Origin of the sequence: Piscibacillus salipiscarius JCM 13188, from assembly GCF_001311865.1 — a bacterium.
GTDB lineage: Bacteria > Bacillota > Bacilli > Bacillales > Alkalibacillaceae > Piscibacillus > Piscibacillus salipiscarius.
In genome coordinates this window covers 96919-122265 of the sequence record NZ_BBCD01000004.1, presented here as the reverse complement: position 1 = coordinate 122265, position 25347 = coordinate 96919, and the positions used below count along the sequence as shown (strand labels likewise).

At 38.4% G+C, this 25347-nt stretch carries 23 protein-coding genes and 9 pseudogenes; 19 read left to right on the top strand and 13 right to left on the bottom strand.

The genetic code is table 11. The features are described 5' to 3' along the window. Positions 1-27 precede the first annotated feature (27 nt). The 9 genes and pseudogenes from JCM13188_RS04575 to JCM13188_RS04540 all read left to right on the top strand — a co-directional run bounded on the left by JCM13188_RS04575 (position 28) and on the right by JCM13188_RS04540 (position 9013). A pseudogene (locus tag JCM13188_RS04575) lies at positions 28-1177 on the top strand (Leu/Phe/Val dehydrogenase). Positions 1178-1189: 12 nt separating this feature from the next. Next, a pseudogene (gene pdhA / locus JCM13188_RS04570) lies at positions 1190-2247 on the top strand (pyruvate dehydrogenase (acetyl-transferring) E1 component subunit alpha). Next, positions 2247-3265 (top strand): annotated as a pseudogene (locus JCM13188_RS04565) (alpha-ketoacid dehydrogenase subunit beta). Before pdhA ends, JCM13188_RS04565 begins: the two co-directional pseudogenes overlap by 1 nt. Before the next feature lie 16 nt (positions 3266-3281). Next, positions 3282-4483: pseudogene (locus tag JCM13188_RS04560) on the top strand (dihydrolipoamide acetyltransferase family protein). Next, positions 4484-4960, top strand: coding sequence for an FAD-dependent oxidoreductase (locus JCM13188_RS17905; RefSeq protein ID WP_279401386.1), 477 nt, complete (start codon positions 4484-4486; stop codon positions 4958-4960). Between the two features lies 1 nt (position 4961). Beyond that, on the top strand, positions 4962-5915 hold the full coding sequence (locus JCM13188_RS04555) for an oxidoreductase dimerization domain-containing protein (protein WP_279401385.1): 954 nt from the start codon (positions 4962-4964) through the stop codon (positions 5913-5915). 254 nt (positions 5916-6169) lie between these two features. Next, complete coding sequence (locus JCM13188_RS04550; protein ID WP_054752438.1) at positions 6170-7171, top strand: ABC transporter substrate-binding protein; 1002 nt, start codon at positions 6170-6172, stop codon at positions 7169-7171. Between the two features lie 60 nt (positions 7172-7231). Then, a pseudogene (locus JCM13188_RS04545) lies at positions 7232-8223 on the top strand (ABC transporter permease). Continuing rightward, positions 8216-9013: an ABC transporter ATP-binding protein gene (locus JCM13188_RS04540; protein WP_054752436.1), complete on the top strand. Its 798-nt coding sequence runs from the start codon at positions 8216-8218 to the stop codon at positions 9011-9013. Before JCM13188_RS04545 ends, JCM13188_RS04540 begins: the two are co-directional and overlap by 8 nt. Positions 9014-9333: 320 nt before the next feature. Here JCM13188_RS04540 and JCM13188_RS04535 read toward each other — a convergent pair whose 3' ends face one another. After that, the gene (locus JCM13188_RS04535) at positions 9334-9909 is read right to left on the bottom strand and encodes a hypothetical protein (protein ID WP_279401384.1); all 576 of its coding nucleotides are present in this window, start codon (positions 9907-9909) and stop codon (positions 9334-9336) included. A 233-nt stretch (positions 9910-10142) separates the two neighbouring features. Here JCM13188_RS04535 and JCM13188_RS04530 point away from each other — a divergent pair, with 233 nt between their 5' ends. The 6 genes and pseudogenes from JCM13188_RS04530 (at position 10143) to JCM13188_RS04505 (ending at position 12789) form a co-directional block, all read left to right on the top strand. Next, complete coding sequence (locus tag JCM13188_RS04530) at positions 10143-10811, top strand: HAD family hydrolase (RefSeq protein ID WP_054752432.1); 669 nt, start codon at positions 10143-10145, stop codon at positions 10809-10811. Between the two features lie 4 nt (positions 10812-10815). Beyond that, a complete protein-coding gene (locus JCM13188_RS04525) occupies positions 10816-11154 on the top strand; it encodes a VOC family protein (RefSeq protein ID WP_279401383.1) in 339 nt (112 codons plus the stop codon). A gap of 35 nt (positions 11155-11189) precedes the next feature. After that, positions 11190-11623: pseudogene (locus tag JCM13188_RS04520) on the top strand (GNAT family N-acetyltransferase). Positions 11624-11636: 13 nt separating this feature from the next. After that, positions 11637-11954: a MazG nucleotide pyrophosphohydrolase domain-containing protein gene (locus JCM13188_RS04515; protein WP_279401382.1), complete on the top strand. Its 318-nt coding sequence runs from the start codon at positions 11637-11639 to the stop codon at positions 11952-11954. A 23-nt stretch (positions 11955-11977) separates the two neighbouring features. Continuing rightward, the gene (locus JCM13188_RS04510) at positions 11978-12382 is read left to right on the top strand and encodes an NUDIX hydrolase (protein WP_054752430.1); all 405 of its coding nucleotides are present in this window, start codon (positions 11978-11980) and stop codon (positions 12380-12382) included. 128 nt (positions 12383-12510) lie between these two features. Further along, positions 12511-12789 carry a hypothetical protein gene (locus tag JCM13188_RS04505; RefSeq protein WP_054752427.1) on the top strand — a complete coding sequence of 93 codons (279 nt, stop codon included), beginning with the start codon at positions 12511-12513 and terminating at the stop codon, positions 12787-12789. On the opposite strand, the gene JCM13188_RS04500 is transcribed toward JCM13188_RS04505, so the two are convergent. From JCM13188_RS04500 to JCM13188_RS04490, 3 genes are read right to left on the bottom strand one after another with little or no spacing between them, the layout of a single operon-like run. Then, positions 12784-13542, bottom strand: coding sequence for a GNAT family N-acetyltransferase (locus JCM13188_RS04500; protein ID WP_054752425.1), 759 nt, complete (start codon positions 13540-13542; stop codon positions 12784-12786). The two genes, JCM13188_RS04505 and JCM13188_RS04500, sit on opposite strands and share 6 nt — an antisense overlap. 10 nt (positions 13543-13552) lie before the next feature. Further along, positions 13553-13888 carry a DUF4260 domain-containing protein gene (locus JCM13188_RS04495; RefSeq protein ID WP_279401381.1) on the bottom strand — a complete coding sequence of 112 codons (336 nt, stop codon included), beginning with the start codon at positions 13886-13888 and terminating at the stop codon, positions 13553-13555. Between the two features lie 38 nt (positions 13889-13926). Beyond that, positions 13927-14415, bottom strand: coding sequence for a hypothetical protein (locus JCM13188_RS04490; RefSeq protein ID WP_054752421.1), 489 nt, complete (start codon positions 14413-14415; stop codon positions 13927-13929). A gap of 227 nt (positions 14416-14642) precedes the next feature. Between JCM13188_RS04490 and JCM13188_RS04485 the strand changes: the two genes are divergently transcribed. Then, complete coding sequence (locus tag JCM13188_RS04485; protein WP_279401380.1) at positions 14643-15572, top strand: HNH endonuclease signature motif containing protein; 930 nt, start codon at positions 14643-14645, stop codon at positions 15570-15572. Positions 15573-15707: 135 nt separating this feature from the next. On the opposite strand, the gene JCM13188_RS04480 is transcribed toward JCM13188_RS04485, so the two are convergent. The 3 genes from JCM13188_RS04480 to JCM13188_RS20400 are packed head-to-tail and all read right to left on the bottom strand — an operon-like array spanning position 15708 to position 17953. Further along, a complete protein-coding gene (locus tag JCM13188_RS04480; RefSeq protein ID WP_054752418.1) occupies positions 15708-16034 on the bottom strand; it encodes a nucleoside triphosphate pyrophosphohydrolase in 327 nt (108 codons plus the stop codon). Further along, on the bottom strand, positions 16027-17202 hold the full coding sequence (locus JCM13188_RS20405; RefSeq protein ID WP_369404832.1) for a DEAD/DEAH box helicase: 1176 nt from the start codon (positions 17200-17202) through the stop codon (positions 16027-16029). The genes JCM13188_RS04480 and JCM13188_RS20405 overlap by 8 nt, the downstream gene beginning before the upstream one ends. 13 nt (positions 17203-17215) lie before the next feature. Next, entirely contained in the window at positions 17216-17953 is a 738-nt protein-coding gene (locus tag JCM13188_RS20400; RefSeq protein WP_369404824.1) for a nuclease-related domain-containing protein, read from the bottom strand. 153 nt (positions 17954-18106) lie between these two features. Here JCM13188_RS20400 and JCM13188_RS04470 point away from each other — a divergent pair. The 3 genes and pseudogenes from JCM13188_RS04470 to JCM13188_RS17900 all read left to right on the top strand — a co-directional run bounded on the left by JCM13188_RS04470 (position 18107) and on the right by JCM13188_RS17900 (position 21730). After that, a pseudogene (locus tag JCM13188_RS04470) lies at positions 18107-18518 on the top strand ((deoxy)nucleoside triphosphate pyrophosphohydrolase). Between the two features lie 21 nt (positions 18519-18539). Beyond that, positions 18540-21428 (top strand): annotated as a pseudogene (locus JCM13188_RS04465) (DEAD/DEAH box helicase). A 128-nt stretch (positions 21429-21556) separates the two neighbouring features. Continuing rightward, entirely contained in the window at positions 21557-21730 is a 174-nt protein-coding gene (locus tag JCM13188_RS17900) for a hypothetical protein (protein ID WP_279401379.1), read from the top strand. An 83-nt stretch (positions 21731-21813) separates the two neighbouring features. Here the strand turns inward: JCM13188_RS17900 and JCM13188_RS04460 are convergent. The 6 genes and pseudogenes from JCM13188_RS04460 to JCM13188_RS20390 all read right to left on the bottom strand — a co-directional run bounded on the left by JCM13188_RS04460 (position 21814) and on the right by JCM13188_RS20390 (position 25338). Then, positions 21814-22668 (bottom strand): annotated as a pseudogene (locus JCM13188_RS04460) (endo-1,4-beta-xylanase). A gap of 506 nt (positions 22669-23174) precedes the next feature. After that, positions 23175-23723, bottom strand: coding sequence for an aldose epimerase family protein (locus JCM13188_RS04455; RefSeq protein WP_279401400.1), 549 nt, complete (start codon positions 23721-23723; stop codon positions 23175-23177). After that, positions 23719-24087, bottom strand: a complete 369-nt coding sequence (locus JCM13188_RS04450; protein ID WP_279401378.1) for an aldose epimerase family protein — start codon at positions 24085-24087, stop codon at positions 23719-23721. The genes JCM13188_RS04455 and JCM13188_RS04450 overlap by 5 nt, the downstream gene beginning before the upstream one ends. Next, entirely contained in the window at positions 23997-24194 is a 198-nt protein-coding gene (locus tag JCM13188_RS20395) for an aldose epimerase family protein (protein ID WP_054752411.1), read from the bottom strand. The genes JCM13188_RS04450 and JCM13188_RS20395 overlap by 91 nt, the downstream gene beginning before the upstream one ends. 3 nt (positions 24195-24197) lie before the next feature. Beyond that, positions 24198-25031 carry an ROK family protein gene (locus JCM13188_RS04440; RefSeq protein ID WP_369404823.1) on the bottom strand — a complete coding sequence of 278 codons (834 nt, stop codon included), beginning with the start codon at positions 25029-25031 and terminating at the stop codon, positions 24198-24200. Then, complete coding sequence (locus tag JCM13188_RS20390; protein ID WP_369404822.1) at positions 25006-25338, bottom strand: MarR family transcriptional regulator; 333 nt, start codon at positions 25336-25338, stop codon at positions 25006-25008. Before JCM13188_RS20390 ends, JCM13188_RS04440 begins: the two co-directional genes overlap by 26 nt. Positions 25339-25347: the final 9 nt, after the last annotated feature.

Sequence of the window (25347 nt, the reverse complement as noted above, 5' to 3'; positions counted from 1 at the left end):
AATTAAATCCGATTGAGGAGGATGGTTATGAGTTTTTTAAAAACATCGTCAAAGAACGATCGAAACGAAAGCTACGACCTCATGAGTAAGATGATGGAGCATGAACAAGTCATTTTCTGTAATGATCCGGAAACAGGACTCAGAGCAATCATCGCCATACATAGCACTAAACTTGGTCCGGCGATTGGTGGTTGCCGCATGCATCCTTATGAAACGTTTGATGATGCATTAGAAGACGTGCTTAGACTATCTAAAGGTATGAGCTACAAATGTGCCGCGGCTGATTTAGATTTTGGTGGAGGAAAATCCGTTATTATTGGCGATCCTAAAACAGATAAATCACCTGAATTATTCCGCGCATTTGGCCAGTTCGTTGATTCTCTTAACGGGCGATTTTACACGGGAACTGATATGGGGACGACGTTAGAAGATTTCGTCCATGCGTATAAAGAAACGAAAAACATTGCAGGAATTCCTGAAGCATACGGAGGTGGTGGAGACTCGTCAATCCCGACATCACAAGGTGTAATCTATGGTTTAAAAGCAACATGTCACATGCTTTTTGACCATGAAGATCTAAGCGCCGTATCGTATGCGATTCAAGGACTCGGAAAAGTTGGCTTTAAAGTAGCGAAGCGTTTATTAGAAGAAGGCGCAACGGTCTACGCATCAGACATTAGCACTGAAAACATCGAAACGATTCAATTAGAAGCAAAAGGTTTACCAGGTAAACTGCACATCGTTGAACCGAATGACATCTACTTAGCTGATGCTGATATTTTTGTGCCTTGTGCTTTTGGAGGAATTATTAACGAGACAACAATAGAGCAATTTAAGTTTAAAGCAATTGCAGGAGCTGCGAATAATCAGTTACTTGAAGAAAAACACGGACACGAACTTGCTGATCGAGGCATTTTATATGCACCTGATTACATTATTAATGCTGGTGGTTTGATACAAGTAACCGATGAGCTATATGGACCTAATAAAGAGCGTGTTTTACTTAAAACAAAAGAGATTTATAACACGATGATGGAAGTTTATAAAACAGCCAAAAACGCAAAACATTTCAACTGTTGAAGCAGCTAATCAGTATTGCGATAACTTAATGGCTAAACGCGAGAAGCGAAATAGCTTCTTTACACGCTCAGATAAACCGAAGTGGAATATACGCTAAGGGGGAAGCAGGATGGAAGAGCAATTTCCCATCATCAAAGTGATGGATGATCAAGGCAACGTTGTCGATCAAGCGAGCATGGAGAACATTAACGAAGATCTGGTTAAACAGGTTTATCGTCATATGTTAAGGATAAGAATATTTGACCGAAAAGCGATTAGCCTTCAGCGTCAAGGCCGCATTGGAACGTACCCACCGTTTGAAGGGCAGGAAGCTTCACAAGTCGGAAGCGTGATGGCACTAGGTGAACATGACTGGGTATTCCCGACTTACCGTGATCATGGCGCGACCTTAACTTTTGGCGCTGACATGGTTCGCACGTTTTGTATTGGAATGGCCGTGCGGAAGGGTGTGTCCCGCCAGAAGGAAAAAAATATTTTCCAGCAGCGGTACCAATCGCAACGCAAATCCCGCACGCAGTTGGCTCAGCCTGGGCAGAAAAGCGTAAAGGAACCGATAATATTGCGCTCTGCTTCTTCGGTGATGGGGCGACATCAGAAGGTGATTTCCATGAAGGATTAAACTTCGCAAGTGTGTTCCAAACGCCAACGGTCTTTTTTAACCAAAATAACCGTTACGCGATTTCGGTTCCGTTTGAAAAACAGATGAACTCGAAGACGATTGCGCAAAAAGGCTTAGCTTACGATATTCCAAGTGTAAGAGTTGATGGAAATGATGTCTTCGCAGTTTATTTTGAAACAAAAAAAGCAGCTCAGCGTGCGCGAAATGGCGAAGGGCCAACCTTAATAGAAGCGGTCACGTGGAGAACGGGTGCCCATACAACAGCGGATGATCCAACGAAGTATCGTCCAGATGGTCAAGGTGAAGATGTGGTGAACCCGGTTGAGCGTTTAGAGCATTTTATGAAAAATAACGATTTCTGGGATGAAGCTTGGGTTGAGCAAATTGAACGTGAATTAACTGATGAAGTCGAATCAGCCGTTGAAGCGATGGAGCAGTATCCGAAGCCGAATCCAGAAGACTTGTTCGATCATGTTTTTGAAAACATGCCAAAGCAGCTATCAGAACAGAAACAATCCTATCTAGCGCTTCTAGGGAGGGATTCTTAATGGATGTAAAAATGGAACAAAAGGTTGATCAAACGAGTAAAACAAATCAGCTAACATTAGTTCAAGCAGTTAACGACGCGCTTAAAACGATGCTTGAAGAAGACGAGCGAACGATTTTACTCGGTGAAGATATTGGGAAAAACGGCGGTGTGTTCCGCGCAACTGAAGGACTACAAGAGGTTTTCGGTGAAGACCGTGTCGTAGATACACCGCTTTCAGAATCTGGAATTGTCGGAACGTCAGTAGGTCTTGCCGTTAATGGGTTCAAACCTGTTGCTGAGATGCAGTTCATGGGATTTATTTACCCAGCCTACGATCAAATTATGACGCACGTTTCGAGAATCCGTATGAAAACGATGGGGCATTTTTCAGTGCCAATGGTGATTCGTGCGCCATATGGAGCGGGCATTCGCGCGCCAGAGGTTCATTCGGATAGTGCAGAGGCATTATTTACCCATATGCCTGGAGTTAAAGTCGTTTGTCCAGCGACACCATATGATGCGAAGGGACTGCTAATTGCTGCGATTGAGACCCGGATCCAGTTATATTCATGGAGCCGATGAGAAGTTACCGGGCTAAGCGCGAGGATGTCCCTGAAGGAAAATATACGGTTGAAATTGGCAAAGGTGAAAAAATTGGGGAAGGTGACGACATTACGATCATTGCATGGGGAGCGATGGTCCCAGTTGCTAAGCAGGCTGCTGAACAAGCCGGGCAAAAGGGCATCACATGTGATGTATTAGACCTTAAAACGTTATACCCACTTGATCGAGATCTAATTGCGGAGTCGGTTCAAAAAACAGGTCGCTGCGTGATTGTTCATGAAGCACAATCGACAGGCGGGCTCGGAAATGATCTTTTATCCGTCATTAACGATACATCCTTTTTATACTTACGCGCACCAATCGAGCGAGTAACAGGCTTTGATGTGCCAGTGCCATTTTTTGCGCTGGAAGACCATCAGCTGCCAACACCAAAACGAGTGCTGCAAAGTATCGAGAAAGCAGTCCATTTCTAAAGGGGGGGATGCTAGCATGCTAGAAGTCAAATTACACGATATCGGCGAAGGGATGACGGAAGGTGAAATCGTTCATTACCTCGTCAAAGAAGGCGATACCGTTAAAACGGACCAGCCACTTGTTGAAGTTCAAACCGATAAAATGGTTGCCGAGCTCCCGTCACCTGGAAACGGAACCATTAAAGAAATCGTTGTACCCGTTGGCGAAACCGTACAAGTAGGAACAACACTTTTAATGATTGAAGGTGAAGGAACTCAGGCTGAGGAAGCTCAAACTAAGAAACAAGATGAAACGCCAGCACCATCTCAAACAAAAGAGTTAACTAATAGACGAATGATAACTACGGTTAATCGAGTATTAGCGACTCCATATACGAGGAAAATTGCTCGTGAAAATGGCATCGATATTGAACAAGTGCCAGCGTCGGACCCGTCAGGACGTGTGACGGAGGAAGATGTCTATCAATTTATGAATCAGGAACCAGAAGCGGAAGAGCCACCGAAAGCAAAGCCGGTAAGAGAATCGCAGCCAGATGAAATTCCGTTTAGAGGCGTGCGCAAACAGATCGCAACCAAAATGACGAAATCAATATACACGATTCCGCACGTCACTCATTTTGACGAAGTGGATTTGACGCGACTAATGGAACTTCGTGAAGAACTGAAAGCAGACGGTATCTCAGTATCTGTCCCAGCCTTTTTTGTTAAAGCTTTAGTCTTTGCATTAAAAGATTACCCAATCTTTAATGCGGAACTGGATGAAGAAAACGAAACGATTAAACTAAAGAAAGATTACAATATAGGTCTTGCGACAGATGTTGAAGAAGGATTGATTGTACCCGTACTGCACGGGGCAGGTCAGTTATCAATTCAGGAGATTCATAAGGAAATTAAAGGTCTTACTAAAAAAGCTCAGGAAGGTAAGCTTGAAGCGAAGCATTACAAGGGCGGCACGTTTACGATGAGTAACGTAGGGCCACTCGGCAGCACAGGGGCAACACCAATCATTAATTATCCAGAAACAGCACTGATTGCGTTCCATAAAACGAAAAAACGCCCAGTTGTTAACGAACACGATGAAATCGTCATCCGCCAATGATGAATCTATCATTATCATTTGACCACAGGGTAGCAGACGGGGCAACGGGAGTCGCCTTCTCAAACCGCTTTATAAGTTTAATAGAAAATCCGAGTAAACTCATGCTGGAGATGATATAAATGGTTGTCGGAGAAATGATCGAAGAACGTGACCTTGTCATTATTGGCGGAGGTCCAGGAGGTTACACGGCTGCGATTCGTGCAGCGCAGTTAGGGCAAAAGGTCACACTGATCGAAAAAGACGTATTAGGCGGAGTTTGTTTAAACAAAGGGTGCATTCCTTCTAAAGTTTGGGCGTATGCTGCACGGAAAAAATCAGAGATTCCTCATATGGAAAGCTTAGGTTTTGACTTAGTAGAATCCGGACTCGACCTCGGGAAGCTTTTAGCATACAAAGATCAAGTGACGACTCAGCTTCGAAAAGGTGTTGAAGCACTGTGCTCAGCCAACCAAGTTGAGGTGATTCAAGGTGCTGCAACATTTACGAGTGACAATAAAATTGGGGTTGAGAACGGCCATCAGTTTGATATCTATCAATTTAAAAAGGCCATTATCGCAACCGGAAGCACGCCTGTATTGCCGGGGGGAATTATCTGATGTGCGAGAAAACGTGATTCTATCAGACGCATTGTACGAATTTGAAGAAATCCCTGAGAGCTTGATCGTATATGGGAGCGACGAACTTGCACTCGAAGTAGCATCTGTTTATTCAGAGTTCGGCAGTAAAGTGACGTTGATTTTACCAGACTCACTAGGCCTTGATGCCTCAATTGAAAAAGAGCTGATGAGAGTATTTAAGAAGAAAAAGGTCAAAGTCATTAAAGGAGCAGAAGAATTTTCAGCAGAACAGACCGACCAAGGAATACTAGTTTCATTGGTGGATGATAAAGGAAAATCTCAATCTATTGAAGCGGTTTACTTATATACGAGTGGTGAGCGCCAGCCTAATGTTCAAGATTTAGGCCTTAATCGATTCGGAGTTGACCAGGCAGATGACGGACGTGTTGTGGTTAATCATATGGCGCAAAGTTCAAACCCTGATATATACGCAGTCGGGGATGTCACAGCAGAAGGCCCAAACCTTGCAGTCAAAGCGATTAAGCATGGGAAGGTCGCAGCTGAGGCAATCGCAGAAGGCTATCCAGAAGTGGACCTAACCTTTTTACCAACCATTATTCATACAACGCCACCTGTAGCATCAGTTGGCATGACCGAATCTGATGCAAAAGAAAGCGGCATTGAATACCGAACAGGTGAGTTCTCACTGAAAGCGAACGGCTATGCGATGTTATCAGGGCAGAAAGAAGGATTGGTTAAAGTCATTAGCGATGCTAACACCGAAATTGTTCTCGGCATTCATATGATCGGTGCAGGCGCCATAGAATTATCTAGTAACTTCGTACAGTTACTTGAAATGGCAGCAAAGGAAGAAGACGTCACGTTCCCGAACTTCGCCCATCCAAGTATGGACGAAGGTTTGCTCGAAGCAGTTGAAGCCCTAACAGGTCAAGCTATTCATCAACCACCAAGCCGAAAAAAGGTGAACGTCTAGAGGGCTAAAATAGGGAAGCATTCAATGTAAAATAAATCTAAATAGAGCAGCATACAAAGAAAATAAAAGACATACCAGACGCATTTTGCAGTTAAAAGTAACCTAGAAGTAAAACAAGAGCAAGTTGCTCTTAAATATAAAAACTCACATTTCTAAAAGGAGTTTGGGATAGGTATATAGAATCATCTTATATTAAACAACTTGAGTGACGAGCCAGAGAATCATTTTATATCAAAAATGAGGGGGAACATTTTATGAGAAAGATGTTTCAGTTGATGAGTGTGGCAGTCATAGGTTTAGGGCTATTAGCCGCATGTGGTGAAGAGAGTGGATCTCAGTCTGGTGGGTCTGGAGGAGATGGTGAAACTTATTTAGTAGGTGCGACTCAAATTGTTGAGCACCCGTCTTTAGACCGAGCATATGAAGGGTTCCAAGAGGCGTTAAAAGATGCAGGTCTTGATGTAGAATATGATTTCAGCAGTGCCCAAGGGGATCAGAACAACGTTAAAACAATTTCAGATGGCTTCGTCGCAGATAATGTGGATTTAATTTTTGCGAACTCTACGCCGAGTGCGCTTGGCGCTTTAAATGCAACAAGTGACATTCCAATTGTTTACACATCTGTTACAGATCCAGTCGATGCGGGCTTAGTTCCATCAATGGATGAAGCGGGGGAGAACATTACTGGTGTATCTGATTTACACCCTGATGCGATTAGCAAAACGGTCGAGTTTATCGATGCAAATTTTGAAGGTGCAACAGTTGGTATGATCTATAACGCAGGTGAGCCTAACTCGGTTTCACAAATTGAAGATGTGAAAAAAGCCGTTGAAGGCACGAGCCTATCCATCGTTGAGCGTACCGTTGCGAACGCAGCAGAAGTTCAGCAAGCATCTCAATCACTAGTAAGTGAAATTGACGTATTTTACATTATTACCGATAACACAGTTGTTGAAGCGTTAGACAGTGTCGTCGGTGTTGCCAATGAGCAGGATATCCCGCTTATTGTCGGCGAGCCTGACTCACTTAAAAAAGGTGGATTTGCAACATTTGGAATTGATTATCACACAATTGGATACCGCACAGGTGAAATGGCAGCTCAAATTCTAAAAGGTGAAAAATCACCTAGTGACATTAAGCCAGAATATCCGCCTGAAATTCAGCTGTTTATCAACAAAGGCGCTGCGGAAGAGCAAGCCGTTGAATGGAAGAGCGAATGGGATGAAGAAGCGCAGTTAGTAGAAGCGGCAGAATAAAAAAGTAAAGCAGGCCTCGGCCTGCTTTACAACCATACATAAGCCGAGAAGGAGGACGCTATGTTAATCGCATTATTCGGTGCAATCGAATCAGGAGTGATCTATGCCATCATGGCCCTAGGTGTCTACCTATCTTTTCGGGTGTTGGACTTTCCGGACCTGACTGTTGATGGCAGCTTCGTAACAGGCGCAGGTATTTCTGCCATGTTAATCGTAAATGGAGTATCACCCGTATTCGCAACATTAATCGGAGCTTTAGCTGGATTCATAGCTGGCTGCATTACTGGACTTTTACATACAGCAGGTAAAATTAATGCCTTGCTAGCAGGTATTCTAATGATGATCGCACTTTACTCGATTAATTTACGGTTCATGGGGCAACCGACTGTTTCGCTATTAAACGAATCTACTTTAATTAGTCAAATCCATTCGTTTTTAGGTGGAACAGGGATGGATTCAGCCTTAAACGGCATGCTTCAACTTTTTGGTGCAGATCGTGTTCCAACCACATGGTCCATTTTAATTGTTATGACTGTTGTAACAGTGGTAATCAAATTCTTATTAGATTATTTCCTCAAAACAGAAGTTGGCCTAGCCATTCGCGCTACAGGTGATAACCAAAAATGATTCGCAGTTTATCAGCGAATACGAACTTCCTGATTATTGTTGGAATTGGATTATCAAACGCTCTTGTTGCTTTATCAGGTGCACTTGTCGCACAGCTTGGAGGTTTTGCGAACTTAAACATGGGAATTGGGATGATCGTGATTGGACTGGCATCCGTCATTATCGGTGAGGCTCTATTTGGTAAAAAGACAATCGCTAGGGTGACGCTGGCAGTCATCTTAGGTGCTATTATTTACCGAATTGTCGTCACTCTTGCCCTTAGGGTCGAATTCCTTGAGTCAAGTGACCTTAAGCTCATCACAGCAGTTCTTGTAATCGCAGCTTTAGTTGCGCCAAAAGCCTTACAAGCACAGCGCGAAAGGAAACGCCGCATCGCCAAACGCACAGCCCTAGCCCAGCAAAAGGAGCGTGAAGCCAGTGCTTAAAATTGAAGATGTCTCTATGACATTTAATGAAGACACACCAGATGAAAAGAAAGCCTTACAGCGGATTAACCTACAACTAAATAAAGGTGAATTTGTAACGGTCATTGGAAGTAACGGAGCAGGGAAATCAACGCTTATGAATGTGGTTTCGGGCAGTCTTCTTCCAGATGTCGGTGAGGTGTTTATTAACGAGAAGAATGTGACGCATCTACCAGAATATAAACGATCGAAAATGGTTGGCCGCGTATTCCAGGACCCTATGGCTGGCACCGCGCCATCTATGACAATTGAAGAAAACTTAGCCATGGCTTACGCGCGAGATAAAAAGCGCCGCTTAGTTCCAGGTGTGAGTAAAAAGCGAAAAGATTACTTTAGAGAATACCTTGAGACTTTGAACTTAGGATTAGAAGATCGACTGAACGCCAAAGTCGGTTTCTTATCCGGTGGTGAACGTCAAGCCTTGTCCCTCCTTATGGCGACGTTTACTGAACCATATATATTGTTACTCGACGAACATACTGCAGCACTCGACCCATCACGAGCAGAACTCATTACAGAAATTACGAAAGATGTCGTTTCGAAGTTCGGCCTAACGACGTTAATGGTAACGCACAACATGCAGCAAGCACTAGACCTCGGGGACCGTCTGTTTATGATGGATAAAGGTCAAGTGATTTTTGATGTAAAAGGCGAAGAAAAACAAAAGCTAACGATTCAAAACTTGTTAGATGAGTTCCAGCGCATTAGAGGTAAAACGATTGAAAGTGACCGTGCTGTGTTAGGTTATTAAAAAAAGACGCATGGGGGTTGAAGTGACCCCAAGCGTCTTTTTAACTTATCAACAGGTTTTAAATAGATATCAACATATATTCAGTATATATCAACAGGTTTGGCGAATTTATCTACAAGTTTATTAGAATTATCAACAAGCAAGTGTGAATTAATAACAAGTATTAAGGGTTAATAACTAAGTTAGGTACACACGCCCTTCGATGAGATCAACTGTTCGTATGCTCTTGCTTCAATCACCTCTCCAACAAATTAATCAGCGTTTTTAAATTGTGGATAACTTGTGTAAAACTTATATTGAACCTATTATTTATTTAGAAATTAATCCATTAAAGACTTATATTCACCCAATAACTCTTCCACGTAACCCCAAACATCTTCTTTTGAAACGTCATCACTCAGCGTTGCATCTAAGCGAATAACTCCACCTTCATAAGGGTACTGAACGATTAATAAATTGTCGGCAGGACGCTCCTGGTAAAGTACCGTGCTATCCGAAATGGTTTTTGGTTCGAAATTTAGGTTTGGGTCAATTAATGTCTGCATCGATTCCGAAGTTAAAATAAGTTCAAAATTAGGGTTGTCTGAATATGGCCCATAGATATAATCAATATTCAGTTGATCTTCTTTGTCCTCAATTTCATCCTCTGACATTAATTTAGAGTCAGATACCTTGTTGTCAAAACCTATACGAACTTCTCTATTTTTCTGTCCTCCAGGCTGGCCAAGAACACTAGCTACACTGACCTCGAACCCCTCAGGTTCAATGATTTGTATATTAACATTACCAGATTCTTGAATAGACTTTTCAATGTCTTGAATACTCTTTTCCTCGCTGGTGGCACAACCAGCTATTAATAAAATGAATGATAGCAAAACGAAACTTTTCTTGATCATGTTATCAACTCCTCTACTTACATAACGTATGATGGATTCATTTGTTTCACATTTTTGTAATATTAAAAAAATTTTAGGGTCAAATAAAGCAAGAAAGAACTTGCTAAAGTCTGACATCAAAATTAGAAAAGTCTCCTTCAGATCACAACCTCCACATGAAATTTTAAAAGTACATATGTTATTTATGTTAAAATAACGTTGGAAATATATAGAATAAATTTAGAGGTACCAATATGATAAAAGCTGTTCTGTTCGATTTAGATGGCACGTTATTGAATCGAGATGAGTCTGTTAAAAGCTTCATTCACAATCAGTACGACCGATACATACAATTCATGAATCACATTCCAAAAGATACATATATAAATAGATTTATAGAGTTAGATCAACGAGGATATGTTTGGAAAGACCGAGTTTATCAAGTATTAGTGGATGAATTTAGGATTGCCAACATAACTTGGGAAGATCTACTTCAAGATTATATTACTCAATTTCAAAACAACGTCATTCCTTTTCAGGACTTAACCTCCATGTTAGATGAGTTAGTGAACACAAACCTCACTCTAGGATTAATCAGCAACGGAAAAGGGCAGTTTCAAATGAATAACATAAAAGGACTTGGAATTGAGAAGTTCTTTAACACCATCCTAATTTCGGAGTGGGAAGGTATTAAAAAGACAAATCCAGAAATATTTAATAAAGCGATGCGTGAATTAAATGTGGAACCCCATGAAAGTATGTTTGTAGGTGATCATCCAGAAAAAGACGTTCAAGCAGCTCAGAATGTAGGTATGCTTAGCGTATGGAAACAAAGTGAAGAGTGGACTGACGTCATAGCAGATTACTGTATAAACCACCTAAACGAGATTCCATCAATACTTGAGATACTTAATAAGGAGTGACAACATGCATTTCAAAGAATTTGGTTTAATTTTGTTTGTTGAAAAATACGATGAGTGCATTTCATTTTATCGAGATGTATTAAAATTAAATGTATTGAATATAAAAGACACACTTGTAAAATTCGAAATTCCACAAGGTTATTTAATGGTCGAACAAGGCGGAGTAGGCTTGGGTATAGAAAAAACAAGAGACCAAAACCCCACTGTTCTACGTTTTGATGTCGATTCTTTAGATCAAGTGGTAAGTGATTTAGATCAAGCTGGCGTTGATTTTTCGAATAAACAATTAACATTTGATTGGGGTAAATTGCTGTTTTTCATGATCCAGATGGTAATCGGATAGAAATAGGAGAAATTTTTTAAGTAAAGGAGAACTCTATGACTTCCGCAACTATTAAAGAGCTCAATTCACATGAAGAAATACTAAAGGCTTACCCCATTATGAAGCAACTAAGAACACACCTTGATGAACAAAGTTATCTTGATTTGGTGTTAGAAGCTAAAGAAAAAGACCGATACAAGTTGTATGCATTAATAGACCAAGGTGAAATTGTTGCTGTAGCAGGCTTTAAGATCATGACCACACTGTATTACGGCCGGTTTGTGTGGGTCTGTGATTTAGTAACGGATCAACATAATCGATCAAGAGGTTGTGGAGAGAAGCTACTTAACTACGTCCATAAATGGGCAAAGGACCAAGGTTTAGAAAGTGTAGCATTATCTTCAGGTTTGCAGCGCGAAGAGGCACACAGATTTTATGAAGAAAAATGGATTACAATAAAGTAAGTTATGTGTTTAAGCATGAACTGTAGGAGTGTGAGGCAGATGTTTTCCGATGAAGAACACGAATCCTATTTAGAAAGTATTACAGTAAAAGACTTACAGAAGTATATAAAAGCTAAAGATTTTAAGCCAGATTTAAAGCATACTTACTTTCATAAGTTAATAGAAGAAGTTGGTGAGCTTTCTGAGGTCTTGCGAAAAAATAAGCGAATAGAGCAGTCGGACTCTATAAAAGGGACAATTGAAGAAGAATTATACGATGTGCTTTATTATGTCATTGGTTTAGCAAATGTGTATGACATTGACTTAGAAGAATGCTTTCATTTAAAAGAAGAAATTAATAAAGAGAAATATCTATAATTGGTTTAGTAGGAGTGATTAAGGTGGCATACCATGATACATATCGTTTCGGAGCCCATGCCGGGATCCTAAACTCAGTAGGTCACATGCTCCTATTGAAACGCACTTATGGAAATAAGGGCTGGAGTACTCCCGGAGGTAGTGTTGAACCAGGGGAAACAATCCATGAGGCATTATATCGCGAGTGCCGTGAAGAACTTGGTTTAGAAGTACAATCTGTGACTTTAACTGGTTTTTATTATCATAGTGTTAACAATTCACAAGTTGCCATGTTCCGTTGTTCATTGCCAGAAAGCGAGGAGATTAGACTCAGCCACGAACATTCTGATTATAATTGGTTTCCTGTTGATGAATTGGGTGAAATACAACAAGTTAGAGTCAGGGATGCTATAGAGTTTCGAGGAGAGGTCATTAGTCGTAGTTTTTAGGGGAAATTATACTCTAATAAACAAAAGGAGAATCCAATGATAACTGTTATTTAAGTGTATAATGGCATGACCATGTTAGATGGTATAAAGACGAATAAATAATTATTAGCTAACGAGGTGTTTTAATAGTGAAAATTAGTGAAAGCATTAATCCATTCAAAACTTTACGCATTGTACTTATGATTGTAACTTTCCTCTTAGCAGCTACTTCTCTTGTTTACTTATTACTGCTCAAAACAGCCGTAACTCCAATCCAAGTAGCCATGCATTTTTCGCTAGGACTGTTTATGGGTGTTCAAGCGATTGAGATGGTTAAAATGAAAAAAGAAAAGTATGTTACGTTGTTTACGATTGCTTCTTTATTGAATATGTTTGGGGCAGCTTATATATTATGGCTTTATTTATAAAGAATCATTTTCAACATGAATTAAGCGCTTCGCAAAATGAATTCTTTGTTGGTCTCGCTTCTCTTCAATAAAGTGATTTGATTGATAGAATTGAATCGCGTTTTGCCAGTGCTGGTTGGTTTCTAAAACTAACTTAGTGTATTTCATATCTAATGCGTACCTCTCGAGTTGCTGTAGCATTTTGTTTGCCAGTCCGCGCCTTCTGAAGGCTTTCTTAACCGACATTCGCTCAATTCTGCCAGTATGAGAACCTTCTTTCGTTATAGCACCTGTACAAACTAATTCTTGATCAATAAAACCTATGAGAAATATGTAACCACGTCTCGAGTAATAATCGGTGATGGAATTTAAATCAGGGTTTAGAGAATGATCGATGTATCCGAAGTGCTCTAAAAAACCTTCCAAAATATGAGCTTTAGCATCTTCATCGAACTCTTTCGATACTTGTACAATTTTAAGCTTGTCCATGGTGCCCTCCGTAGTTTGTAACATCGCAATTATTAAGGCATCGAACTCGTCGCAAGTTCGATGAAAATAGCAACAGCTGCAAAGAAAATGGTAATCAGAGTCGTAAATAGAATTAAAACGCTTCATTTTACCTTTTCCAAAGTAATAAAATGTCACGCCTAATATAATAGCCCCGCCCCAAAAGGACAAGCCGATGGTAGTAACGAGCTTGGTCCAATCAAAGATCCAGAAATAGATAATCACTAGTTGTACTAACATGACGAAAATAGATAGAAAACGAATCATAAACAAGCTCCTAAACTCTAGTTAAATGTGAATCTTTAAAACTACTAGGGTACTTGAGTCCATACCCAATTCCGCGGTCCATTCCAATATGGGCAACCCATATGATGGAAATGGCAAGCATGAAAGAGGATGAAAAAATGAGTGCTACGCCTAGTAGTAAAGCTGGGGTGAGGTAAGTATGACATAAGTTATAGATCACGGAACCAATCTTAGGGTTTATTAAATAACCTAACATACCAAGGTCGGGTGCTAATAATAGAATGATAAACATGATCCAACTGAAATCTAGTTCATTATAGATGTACAAACTAATAACAAGTACCGTAAGTCCTTCTAAATGCAGCAAAATTTGCTCACATAATCTCACCTCGGTTTCTTAAGTTATTAAAACTCCAAACCATTCTTACTAATAAATTTTATACTTTTCGCATCTTCAGGTGTTACGTTTACGTTATACCATACGCGTAAGTTCTGACCAGGGACATTTTGAATGTTAGAACCTTGTTCCCCAATTTGAACACCTGAGACAAATGACGTCACAATCCCGTGCATCACACCATTACTGAATGAGTAACCGTAATTCGCAAGAGCCTCCGTTAGTGGTAGCCCTTCAATGAAATTCACGACCTTCCATCCAAACATATTTTTCTCCGTTAAGGCAAAACCGTAAGAATCATCCGTATAATATAATGTATACGCATGATTATCCTCTAAATGCGTGATGGCCGTTTCATTTAAGTGAATACCTTCCTTTTTAGCAGCCTTTTCTACAGCTTCATGAGGCTGTGAACTGGCGTTTAGCTGTCCATATAGAATCCAAGCTGAAAGCAATATTGTTAATGTGGTGATGATGGTTTGTTTAACCTTTTTCATACCGTTCGCCCTTTCGTTCATCCTATTTATATAAAACACTAAATTAAAAAGTTAAAAGTCTTTCGATTAACGAAATAATATTTGCTAACTATTCCAAATATTAGTATAACGGTATTAGAGAAAAATGACTATATGTTTGGGGGAGGTTTTTGAAAAAGGTTTTTCTAGTGGTAAAATAGAAGCAGAATAAATAATTGGAAATTTTTACGCAAATTGAGAGTGATAACATGAGTCATAAATTAAAGGTCGGAGAATTAAATGAAGAGTACCTTACAGATGAAGATGTTTGGAGAATTTTAACGATAGTGTTATCTCCTAAATCGGTGAAGTCTTCAACGTATAAATACGCATTAATTAAATCTATTATTGAAAATTTATATCAAGTTAATGATGATTTCGAATTAACTTATGACCAATTAGCTTACGGTTTCACGAAAGTTTATTGGAATTTAGTTGTTCACCATGACTTAGTCAAACAGAACAGAGGTAATGGAAATGCTAAAGCAGTCACTGACATATTAGAGTTTCAGATGAAACATGCGATACCAAGTGAGTTTAGCTTCGATAAAATAAATGATAGGCTCCAATTAAAATTAGTGTCAAAAATTAAGTCAGTGATGAAAACAAATGTATTTGGAGCATTGTATGGGGATACAAAAGGTCAATTCTATGCTTTTGACCATAAACGTGAGTACTTCAGGCTTAAACCTGCTGTTCATCAATTTATGTTAAGATACCAGCTACTTTTGACAAATCTAACAAACTATCATATGGCAAGAATGATTGAAGAGTTAAACGAAGTACCTAATATTAATTATCTTTTAGAAAAAGTGGAGACTATCGCTAAACGCAGCTCTTTAAAACCTTTTGAAGAAATCCTGCTTCATTATTTTGAAGCTAGCTGCTTTTATTGTGGAAAAGATCTTTCAAAGAGCAACAGTCAAACTGAAGTAGACCATTTTATCCCTTGGTCGTTTGTTCAGTCCGATCAGATTTGGAATCTGGTTCTGTCATGTAGGAACTGTAATAATTCAAAGAGAGATAAACTGCCTGAACGGAGTTATTTAAACTCTATCATTGACCGAAATGAAGAATTAGTAGAGAAAGTAAATGAGTCAAAGAAAGTGTTAAATAATTATAAAGATAAAAGATTATAATGCTATACGACTATTCTATCCGAAATGGATTTGATGAGATTTGGGTGCCTAATAATCGTTAGTCTTATACCATTAGTTATAAGCAGCAATAGAAAACTACTCCACAAAATTAAACTTTGTGGAGTAGAAAAATTCTCACGAATCTTCAACCTCTATTAAATAGATTTTTTCTTTAAACCCACCACGTTCTAAGGCTTTTTGTTTTCTAATTTCTTCAACTTTATAGATATCTTCGCCATGAATTTCAGAAAGTGAATGGAGGAGTTCCAGCACATCTGCCAGTTCTTCTAGAGAATTATGGTTCTCCTCAGAATCAAAATATTCATTTACTTCTTCAGATAACTTGCGTTTAATCTCTAGTTCGTAATCATCATCATTTAAAACTCTTGTTTTATAATTTAATCCCTGCTTCTCCATAATCTCAGGGATCTTGTCTCTTATAAGTTTGTTATATTTAGGCATATAACACCTCCTCACACACTATCTTTTTTTCCTTTTTCAATTCATCTTTTATCTCATCCAAATACTTTGTGAACTTCGATTCGCCGGAATAACTGAGTGACAGGAATTTATGTGCTCGTGTCATGGCAATGTACAATAATGACGCTTCTCGGTTCTCATCTTCCTCTAAAAAGAAAGGCATATTATCAACATTAACGATGAAAACGGCTTGGAAGTCTAGTCCTTTACTGGATTCGATGGTGCTAATTTTGACTTGTTGGTCGTTTTTGACGTAATTACGTTTAGTTTCTGGACTTTCGCTGATCCAATAGTGTGGTATGTCTTGTTGCTTTAAGGTGTGTTGGATGGTTCCAATATAATCCTTAGATGATAGCCTTTTTACGCGATATAATATGACCATTTCATCATAAGGGACTTTTTCTTTATCGTGTAACTTCTTAATAATTTGAGTGACCTTTTGCATTTCATCTTTAAAGTTATTAGCTTTATAGATAAATGGCTCGGGCCCTTTTCTAGGCGTCGTCTTCGGTGCTATGATTTCACCTTCAAAACCTTGTTCCACAACTTTGTCTTTTAGCGTAGAGTTTCTTTGGTAAAATTCCCATGCGAAACGAACGATTTGTTGAGTGTTACGGTAATTGATTGACAAGATTTTAGATCGTCCTCGGAAGTTCAGTCCTGTATCTTGGACGTAAGAACGTTTTCGTTTATAAATCTCTTGGGCCCGATCCTCCACTAATAATAGGGACTGGGTTCTAGGGTTTAGGAGATAACTCACAAGCTGAAGCCATTCTTGTTTAAAGTCCTGCCCTTCATCAATTAACACAGCGTCGTACTTTTCAATTAGTTGATTATTAGACTTTAATGTTTCAATTAGATTCGGTAGTTGTTGTTCACTAACCTTAAGCTTGTTTTTAAGTAAAGAGTGAAAGTTATAAACGTCAATTTTACCTTCAGATGTTTGTTCTTCGTCTGGTTCAAATAGTGACGCTTGTGCACCTTCGTGTTGCACTTCCTTGACTTTTATATCGATCAGCTGTTGAAGGTATCTTGAGAGTGAAATGTTGTAACATAGTACTAAGATGTTCCAGTCAGGGTTTTCTCTTGCTAATAAGGCTGCGCGGGTTGCAAGGATAAGCGTTTTACCACTGCCTGCGACACCACGAATCAGTCTATTTTTATCACCAATGTTTTGCGTAATTCTCTTGGTGAATATCCATCGTTTTAAGGTTGTGCATTGAAAGTAGTATTTGGTCTTGATGTGGAACGGGATCCCGATAGTCAGCGCTAATTCTAACCTCAGGAAGTAGATTTCCTCTAATAGCACTAATATCATCATTACTTAAAGGTTCACGCAATCTGAATGGAATTTTAAACATATTAATGATTTTTTCAATTATCACTTCTTCCGAAAAATCTTCATTGTCAGGGTCAATTTCATTACGTGCCAGGCAGAATTGTGGACTGATCACGTTGTATAACGAATGCTTTGTCATATCAGTCGTATGTAGTCTTGTAAAGACAGCCCCATATCCACAAGGGAATTTTAACTTATGCATATTGCGGCCTTCAGTTTGGATGAGATTCGTATCTTGTTTTAAGAAGTTCATAATATGGTAAGTGAATTCTTCTGCTTTTTTATATGGATTTTTCTCGAAAGCTTGTTGCTGATTTTTTCCAAATATAGTCCATTCGTCTTTCGTCGCCTGGACAATCGTTCCTAACGTCCAGTCCTTAACTTCAAGCACAATTAACCCAAGATCAGGGCCTATAATGACAAAGTCAGGTCGTCTGCCGTGAATCTCAGGTTCGTAGTAAACCAGATAGTCGTCTGGTAAGTAATTTTTTAATGTATGAAATAATAGACGCTCACCAGCTGTAGCTGTTCGTTTAATTACCTCTGGTACGGTCTGTGCCATAAACGTCACCTTCTAACATAAGTTGACATTATTTTAACATAATTTGGGTTGAAATCGGTAAAACAGTGGAAAAATGGTTGTTTTATCTTAATATTTACATTTTGTTATAATAAGACAAGGTATTAACTGCTAATTAAGTTCGGAGGAATAAAAATGAAAAAAGACATATTTGTGGTTGGGGCAGTAATTATAAAAGACGGTAATATTTTATGCGCACAAAGGGGGATTGACTCGACCCTTGCATTAAAGTGGGAATTCCCAGGTGGTAAAATTGAAAAAAAATGAGTCTCCTCAAGATGCACTGATTCGTGAAATTAATGAAGAATTCAAATGTGAAGTAGAAATAGGAGAAAAGGTTGAACAAACGGTATATGAATATGATTTTGGAATTGTCCATTTAACCACGTACTACTGCAAACTTGTTAGTGGTGAACCAATTTTAACAGAACATGAAAGTATTAAATGGTTAAAACCTGAGGAACTTTCTAAATTGGACTGGGCACCTGCAGATATACCAGCAATAAAGAAAATTGAACGGGATCAACTTATAATTGAAAAGTACTAGGTTTGTGAGGGTGATAGTGCAATGGAGGAATTGATTAAAGATATTGAAAGTTCTTTAAGAAAAGGGTTTATAGATCGGAATGTAAAGAGTACGAATAGATATGAACCGCAATTATTAATAAATAATCAAAAGAGTAAAGAAAGTGTTCTTTCTACGTTTCATGAGGAGTTAGAGAACTGTAATACGTTTATATTTTCTGTTGCTTTCATAACAGAAAGTGGTCTAGCAACACTGAAATCATTGCTGCTGGACCTTAAAAGAAAAGGTATAAATGGAAAAATCCTCACATCTACGTTTTTACACTTTAATCAACCAAAAGTTTTTAAAGAATTATTAAAAGTTACTAATGTTGAGGTGCGACTAACAGATGTGGAAGGTTTCCATGCGAAAGGGTACATATTCGAGCATGACTCGTATCACTCACTGATCATAGGAAGCTCAAACTTAACAGCTCAAGCGTTGAAGGTTAACCATGAGTGGAATGTGAAACTAACTTCTTATGATAATGGTGATTTAATTAATCACTTTAAAAACCAATTTGAGGAGATATGGAATTGTGCTCAACCTCTAACAAGTGAGTGGATTGAAAGTTATGAGAAGCAGTATAAACCTATGTCCAAAGAAGAGTATGTTGATAAAGTCATAGAGTTGCCTGAAGCTTATCAAGTTAATTCAATTGAGAAATCCATGGAAATAAAACCAAATAAAATGCAGGTTGCTGCATTAAGTGAGATTCAAGCAGTAAGAGATGCTGGGCATGATAAAGGATTAGTCGTATCAGCAACAGGAACTGGGAAAACGTTTTTATCTGCTTTTGATGTAAGAAAATATGCGCCAAAGCGAATGCTATTTATTGTTCATAGAGAGCAAATCTTAAAGAAGGCCAAAGAGGACTTTAGAACAATATTGGGTGGTAAAGACGAGGATTACGGATTCTTAAGTGGTTCAAGCAAGGACCTTAATGCTAGATATTTATTTGCCACGATTCAATCGATTTCTAAAGATGAAACTTTAAGTTCTCTTGATCCGAGTTCGTTTGACTATATATTGGTTGATGAAGTACACAAAGCAGGTGCGAAGTCTTACCAAAAAGTCATAGAATATTTTGAACCAGAGTTTTTGATGGGGATGACTGCGACTCCAGAGAGAACCGATGATTTTAATATTTATGAGTTATTTGATTACAACATTGCATATGAAATACGGTTACAAGAAGCTTTGGAAGAGGATATGCTTTGTCCATTTCATTATTTTGGTGTGACGGATTTTGAAATTAATGGTGAAACAATTGATGAAACAACACAGCTTGCTAAACTTGTAACTAATGAGCGGGTTGATCACATACTAGATAAAGTTAATTACTATGGATATTCAGGTAAGAAAGTTAGAGGTTTAATGTTTTGTAGCAGAAAAGATGAAGCCAATAAACTTTCAGAATCGTTGAATGACAGAGGTTTAAAAACGGTAGCACTAACGGGAGATGATTCACAAGAATATCGACTTGATTGTGTTGAAAAACTGGAAAATGAAGAGTTAGATTACATTTTAACGGTTGATATTTTAATGAAGGTATAGACATCCCAAGTATTAACCAAGTTGTCATGTTAAGACAGACTCAATCGAGTATAATCTTTGTCCAACAATTAGGACGCGGTTTGAGAAAGCATGATACTAAAGAGTTTGTCACAATTATTGATTTATTGGTAATTACAAAAAGAATTACCTAATCCCAGTTGCCCTCTCTGGGGATCGTTCGCAAAACAAGGATAATATAAGGCGTAAAACAGTTGATACAAGTTACATTACTGGTGTGTCAACAATTAACTTTGAAGAGGTTGCTAAGAAACGAATCTATGACTCTATTAATAATGAAAACTTATCACAACTAAAAATACTAAAAGACGAGTTCCAACAACTGAAGAACAAGTTAGGTGAAACTCCTTATTTAATTGACTTTTGGAAGAACAATTCTATTGATCCAGAGGTGATAGTTGATAAATATGATAATTACTATGACTTTTTATTAAAGGTTAAAGAAAAGGATCTGCCGCCTATAGATATACATGAATATCAAGTGTTAACCATGTTGTCTAAAGAATTGATTAATGGTAAAACGACTTCATGAAATAGCTCTACTTGAATTAGTAATAAGAAGCGGTGAGATAAATGAAAGTACCTATATTAATAGACTTCATGAGCTGGGTTGTCAGACAGATCAAGACTCAATTGAATCCGTTAAAAGTATATATAGCTTATCCTTTTTCAAGAGTAACGATATTAAAAAGTACGGTGGCGAGTCCATTTTAGAATTTAATGGACAAGCTATAACACTTAACTCTACACTCTCAAGAGCTATCAATAACAATGAATACTTTAGAAAGTTAGTGTTGGACATTTTGAATACATCAAAAGAGAAATCAAAAGGGTACCGCTGTGATGAGCCTTTTACTTTATATGAAAAATATTCAAGGAAAGATGCCTGTAAACTCTTAAATTGGGAGCAAGATGAAAGTTCCACAGTTTATGGTTATAAAGTGAAGCACGGAACATGCCCAATATTTGTTACTTACCACAAAGAAGACGTGAATCTAGTATCGATTATGGTGATGAATTAATTAGTCCGGAAGTTTTCAAATGGTACACGCGTAGTAATAGAACCTTAGAATCCAAAGAAGTTCAGAAGATCATACAAGCTGAAGAGAATGGTCTTGATATCCATATATTCATCAAAAAGATGATGATGAAGGTAAGGATTTTTATTATTTAGGTAGAGCAAAACCAGATAAGTCTACCGTGATACAAGATCGTATGTTGGATAAACACGGAAAAGAGATACCAGTTGTGCATATGAATATGTTGCTAGAAAACCCTGTTGAATATAGGTTGTTTAAATATATAAGGGATGAATAATTGATATTTAGGACTAGTAGGGGTTTTTACTACTTTCTTCATCTGGGAACTTAGAGAAAAAATGCCACCATATTTAGTGCCTAAGGCGAATAAGAATATACTATAAATTCGTAAAGGGGGCATGTTAAATGGAACCACTGAAGATATTATTTCTTTTATTAGTGCTATTAGCAGGTGTCGCTTGGCTAGTTAGTCGACACTACGCTAGAAAGAAAGATAATGCCAAGATGGCTTTTATTTACATGCAGGTCAGTTTTGTAGCTCAGTTGGTCGCGGTAGTTGTGTTCTTTTATACTATTTAAAAATCATTAAATAGTGCTAGATTCTCTCTCTATACTTAGCAGTAATAAACTATCAAACCACCCGTTCGCACGGGTGGTTTTGCTTAATCTATAATAGACCAGTAACTTGGTTTTACATTGAAATTAATGTCAAAGACAAACGGGGCATCTTTACCAATACCGTCATTATAGTTTTCTGCTCGGTCATCTAGCCAAGTGTGGTCATCTGCAATTCCCCAGAAAGTGATATTGCTAATAATATCATCATGTTCTTCAAAAGCTTGGAATAACTCATTATACCGTTCGGCTTGGGCTAAGTGGACTTCTTCTGGAATAGCTTCATAAGTTGGATAAGCTCCAGTTGGTGGCCAGCCGTAAATGCTAACATCTAATTCTGTAATTTGGTTATCTAAGCCTAACTCTGCAAACATTTCCATTGATTCTATGATCTCATCCGTTTGTGGCCAGTCCAATTGTATATGGGACTGATGACCAACTCCATCAATTGGAACGCCTTGTTCTAATAAATCCCTTACAAGGTTATATAGTAAATCTGCTTTTTGACCTGCGTGTGTATTGTAATCATTGATATACAGTTTGGCATCTTCTCCAGCGTATTTTCTTACTGTTTTAAATGCAGTTTTGATGTAGTCAGTTCCAGTAATTTGATACCATTTACTCTCACGTAACCCTCTGTCATTACTAGCGTATTCATCAATGACTTCGTTAGCGACATCCCAGTAATCTACTTCGTCTCTATAACGCAAAACAATTTTCTTAATGTGCTTTTCTAGTCGTTTTCAAAAGTAATTTTTTGTTTTTTCGCGTTGTTTAGGGTCAGTCTCTTCAACCATTGGGTTTCCTTTCCTGTCTAAGAAGAACCATTCTGGAACTTGGCTGTGCCAAACGAGTGCGTGAAAGCGGAGCTTCATGTCGTTTTTCCTTTGCGAATTTAACAATTTTATCCGCCTCTTCAAAGTTAAATTTTCCTTCTTCAGGTTGGATATTAATGGGCTTCATAACGTTTTTCAGCGGTAATGCTGTTATAGTGGTGCTTTAACATTTCGCCATGTGTTCCTTCTAATTGATATGGTTCAACAGCTGCACCGATCTCAAATGAATCTTCATAACGCTCTTTCAAAGGTTCAACCTCTAATCCGTGAGGTGCAGAATCAGCAGTCGTGATGTGGTTCATGCTGAATGGCAGTACTAAACTTAAAGCCATTGTAGTTATAAAAGTCTTTTTGATCCTTTTGTGCATCAAAACAACTCCTTTTAAAGTTATGAAAGGGCTTACATTATTGCTGCAAAATAAACCTCCTTTCATATTAAAGTAGCCCTTATGAAGAGAGGTGTTTATCGAAATTTTCTGTCTAAATCTATTTTTCATTATACTGGCGAAACTTAATTTGTCCATTGGATGAACAAAGTTTTTATAAAAATAAGTCAATTGTAATAGTGTTATTTAACTAGTTAGAACTGTATAAGTAGTTCGTTGATAGTATCTTTGTGAAGTCAAGATCGGTGGTAATGGTGCCCCATGTAGACTTGCGGGGTGTGCTTGTGTCTCAAAGCATACACCTAAATACTTTTTGCCAGTTTGTTGATTAACCTGAACTTGATCATCAATATTATTTCCAGAGTATAAAATCATTCCTGGCTGATTTGTCTCGATTAACAACCGACGTCCTGATTGTGGTTCTACAACTTGAATAGTTGGGTTCTCATCAAATATAAAGTAGTGATCATAGCCTCCACCAGCTATTTGATGCTGTTCATGCTTAGACAACATTCCTTCTTTTAAAGTCCGACCTTGGGTGAAATCAAAGGTATTACTAGCATCGAGTAATTGCCCTGTTGGGATTAAGTCTGAGTTTAGTTCAAGCATCTTGGAAGAAGTGAACGTTACATGATGATTCTCGGCCGTTTGTTTCGCATTGCCCGTTAAGTTGAAATAAGTATGATTAGTTAAAGCTATTGGTGTTTCTTGATTTGGATGTCCTTCGTATTCAATCGTTAATTGATTGTCGTTTTGAAAGCGTATAAGTCACTATTATATCAACATTCCCAGGATATCCGTCTTCTGATCTATTTGCTTTAGTTTTCATTTTAACGCTAACGGCATTTTCTTTTGCGAAAGACGTTGCCTCCCACAAGTGGTGGTGCAATCCTTTGCTTCCACCATGCAAGTGATGTTGACCATCATTTTTCTCAAGGTTATAAGTGTTATTGCCTATTGAAAAAGTTGATTCCTTAATGCGACCTGCGACTCTTCCGATGACAGCCCCTAAAAATAATGGGTTCTCTTCATACATTTCGTAATCATCATAACTAAAACAATATTTTTGAGATTTCCGTTTTGATCTGGAGCTAACCATTTGGTAATAGTGGCACCATAGTTCAAAAGACTAATTGATATTCCATGGTCATTGGTCAATGTATACTCCGTCCATTTATTGAGAACGTTTCGTTGTTCGATTTCCATAATTTACCACCCAAATGTCATATTTGTCCCGTTCGTTAAACTAATCATTAGAAAATTTTCAATGGTAAAAGCACTGACTCCCAGTGAAGCAGAATAACTATTTAATGTTGAAAATTGAAGCGATAGATCGTCATGGAAAAAAGAGAGTAAGTTGTGCTTTAGTTTTCGGTCCAATGAAGGCTTGATCCAATTGTTAGCCATAGCTAAGCGATTACCGATAATGATTTGTTCTGGATTAAACGTGTTGATAATATTAGTAATTCCTATTCCGAGCAGTTCACCTATATCAGAAAAGATTTGATTAGCCATGGCGTTTCCTTGTTCTGCTAAATGTGTGAGATTTTCAAGTGTTGCTTCTTCTTTTGAAATTCCTGACTCCATCGCTTTTTCGATAATTGTTTGTTCTGAAGCGTAAAGCTCCCAGCACCCACGATTACCACATCTGCACAGTTTACCATCTAACTCAATGGTCATATGCCCCATCTCTCCAGAAAAGCCGTTGTCACCTTTGTACAGCTGACCATTTATAATGAGTCCAACTCCAATACCGATTCCTGCACTAATGTAGGCGATGTTATCGTGTCCTTTCCCAACGCCGTAAATTTTTTCTCCGTATGCGCCAGCATTTGCTTCGTTTTCAATCGTTACAGGAACCTTGAATGTACTTTCCATATGCTCTTTTAATGGAGCGTTACTCCACCCTAGATTTGGAGCTAATAATACAGTTCCGTTCTTGTGAACAACGCCAGGAACACCGACACCAATTCCAACTAAACCGTAAGGAGTAGGCTGTATACTAGTTTTAAGGTGATCAACAATGGAACGAACTTGAGCCATGACGTTTTTTAAAATCGTGGTCGTTTAGGGTAATTTTCTTTTCAGTCAAGATCTCACCATTTAGATTGGTTAATATACCTAATAAATAATTTACGCCGATATCTATTCCTATTGAATAGCCAGCGTTTGAATTGAATAGAAGCATAATCGGACGTCTGCCGCCAGATGATTGCCCTGGACCTGTTTCAGTTACGATCTTATCTTCCACTAGTTCGTTAACTAAAGAAGAGACAGTTCCTTTATTAAGTTGAGTTCTTTCTGCAATGGATGCCCGAGAAATGGGGGGAATAGTTTTTAATTGCCTCAAGCACTAGTG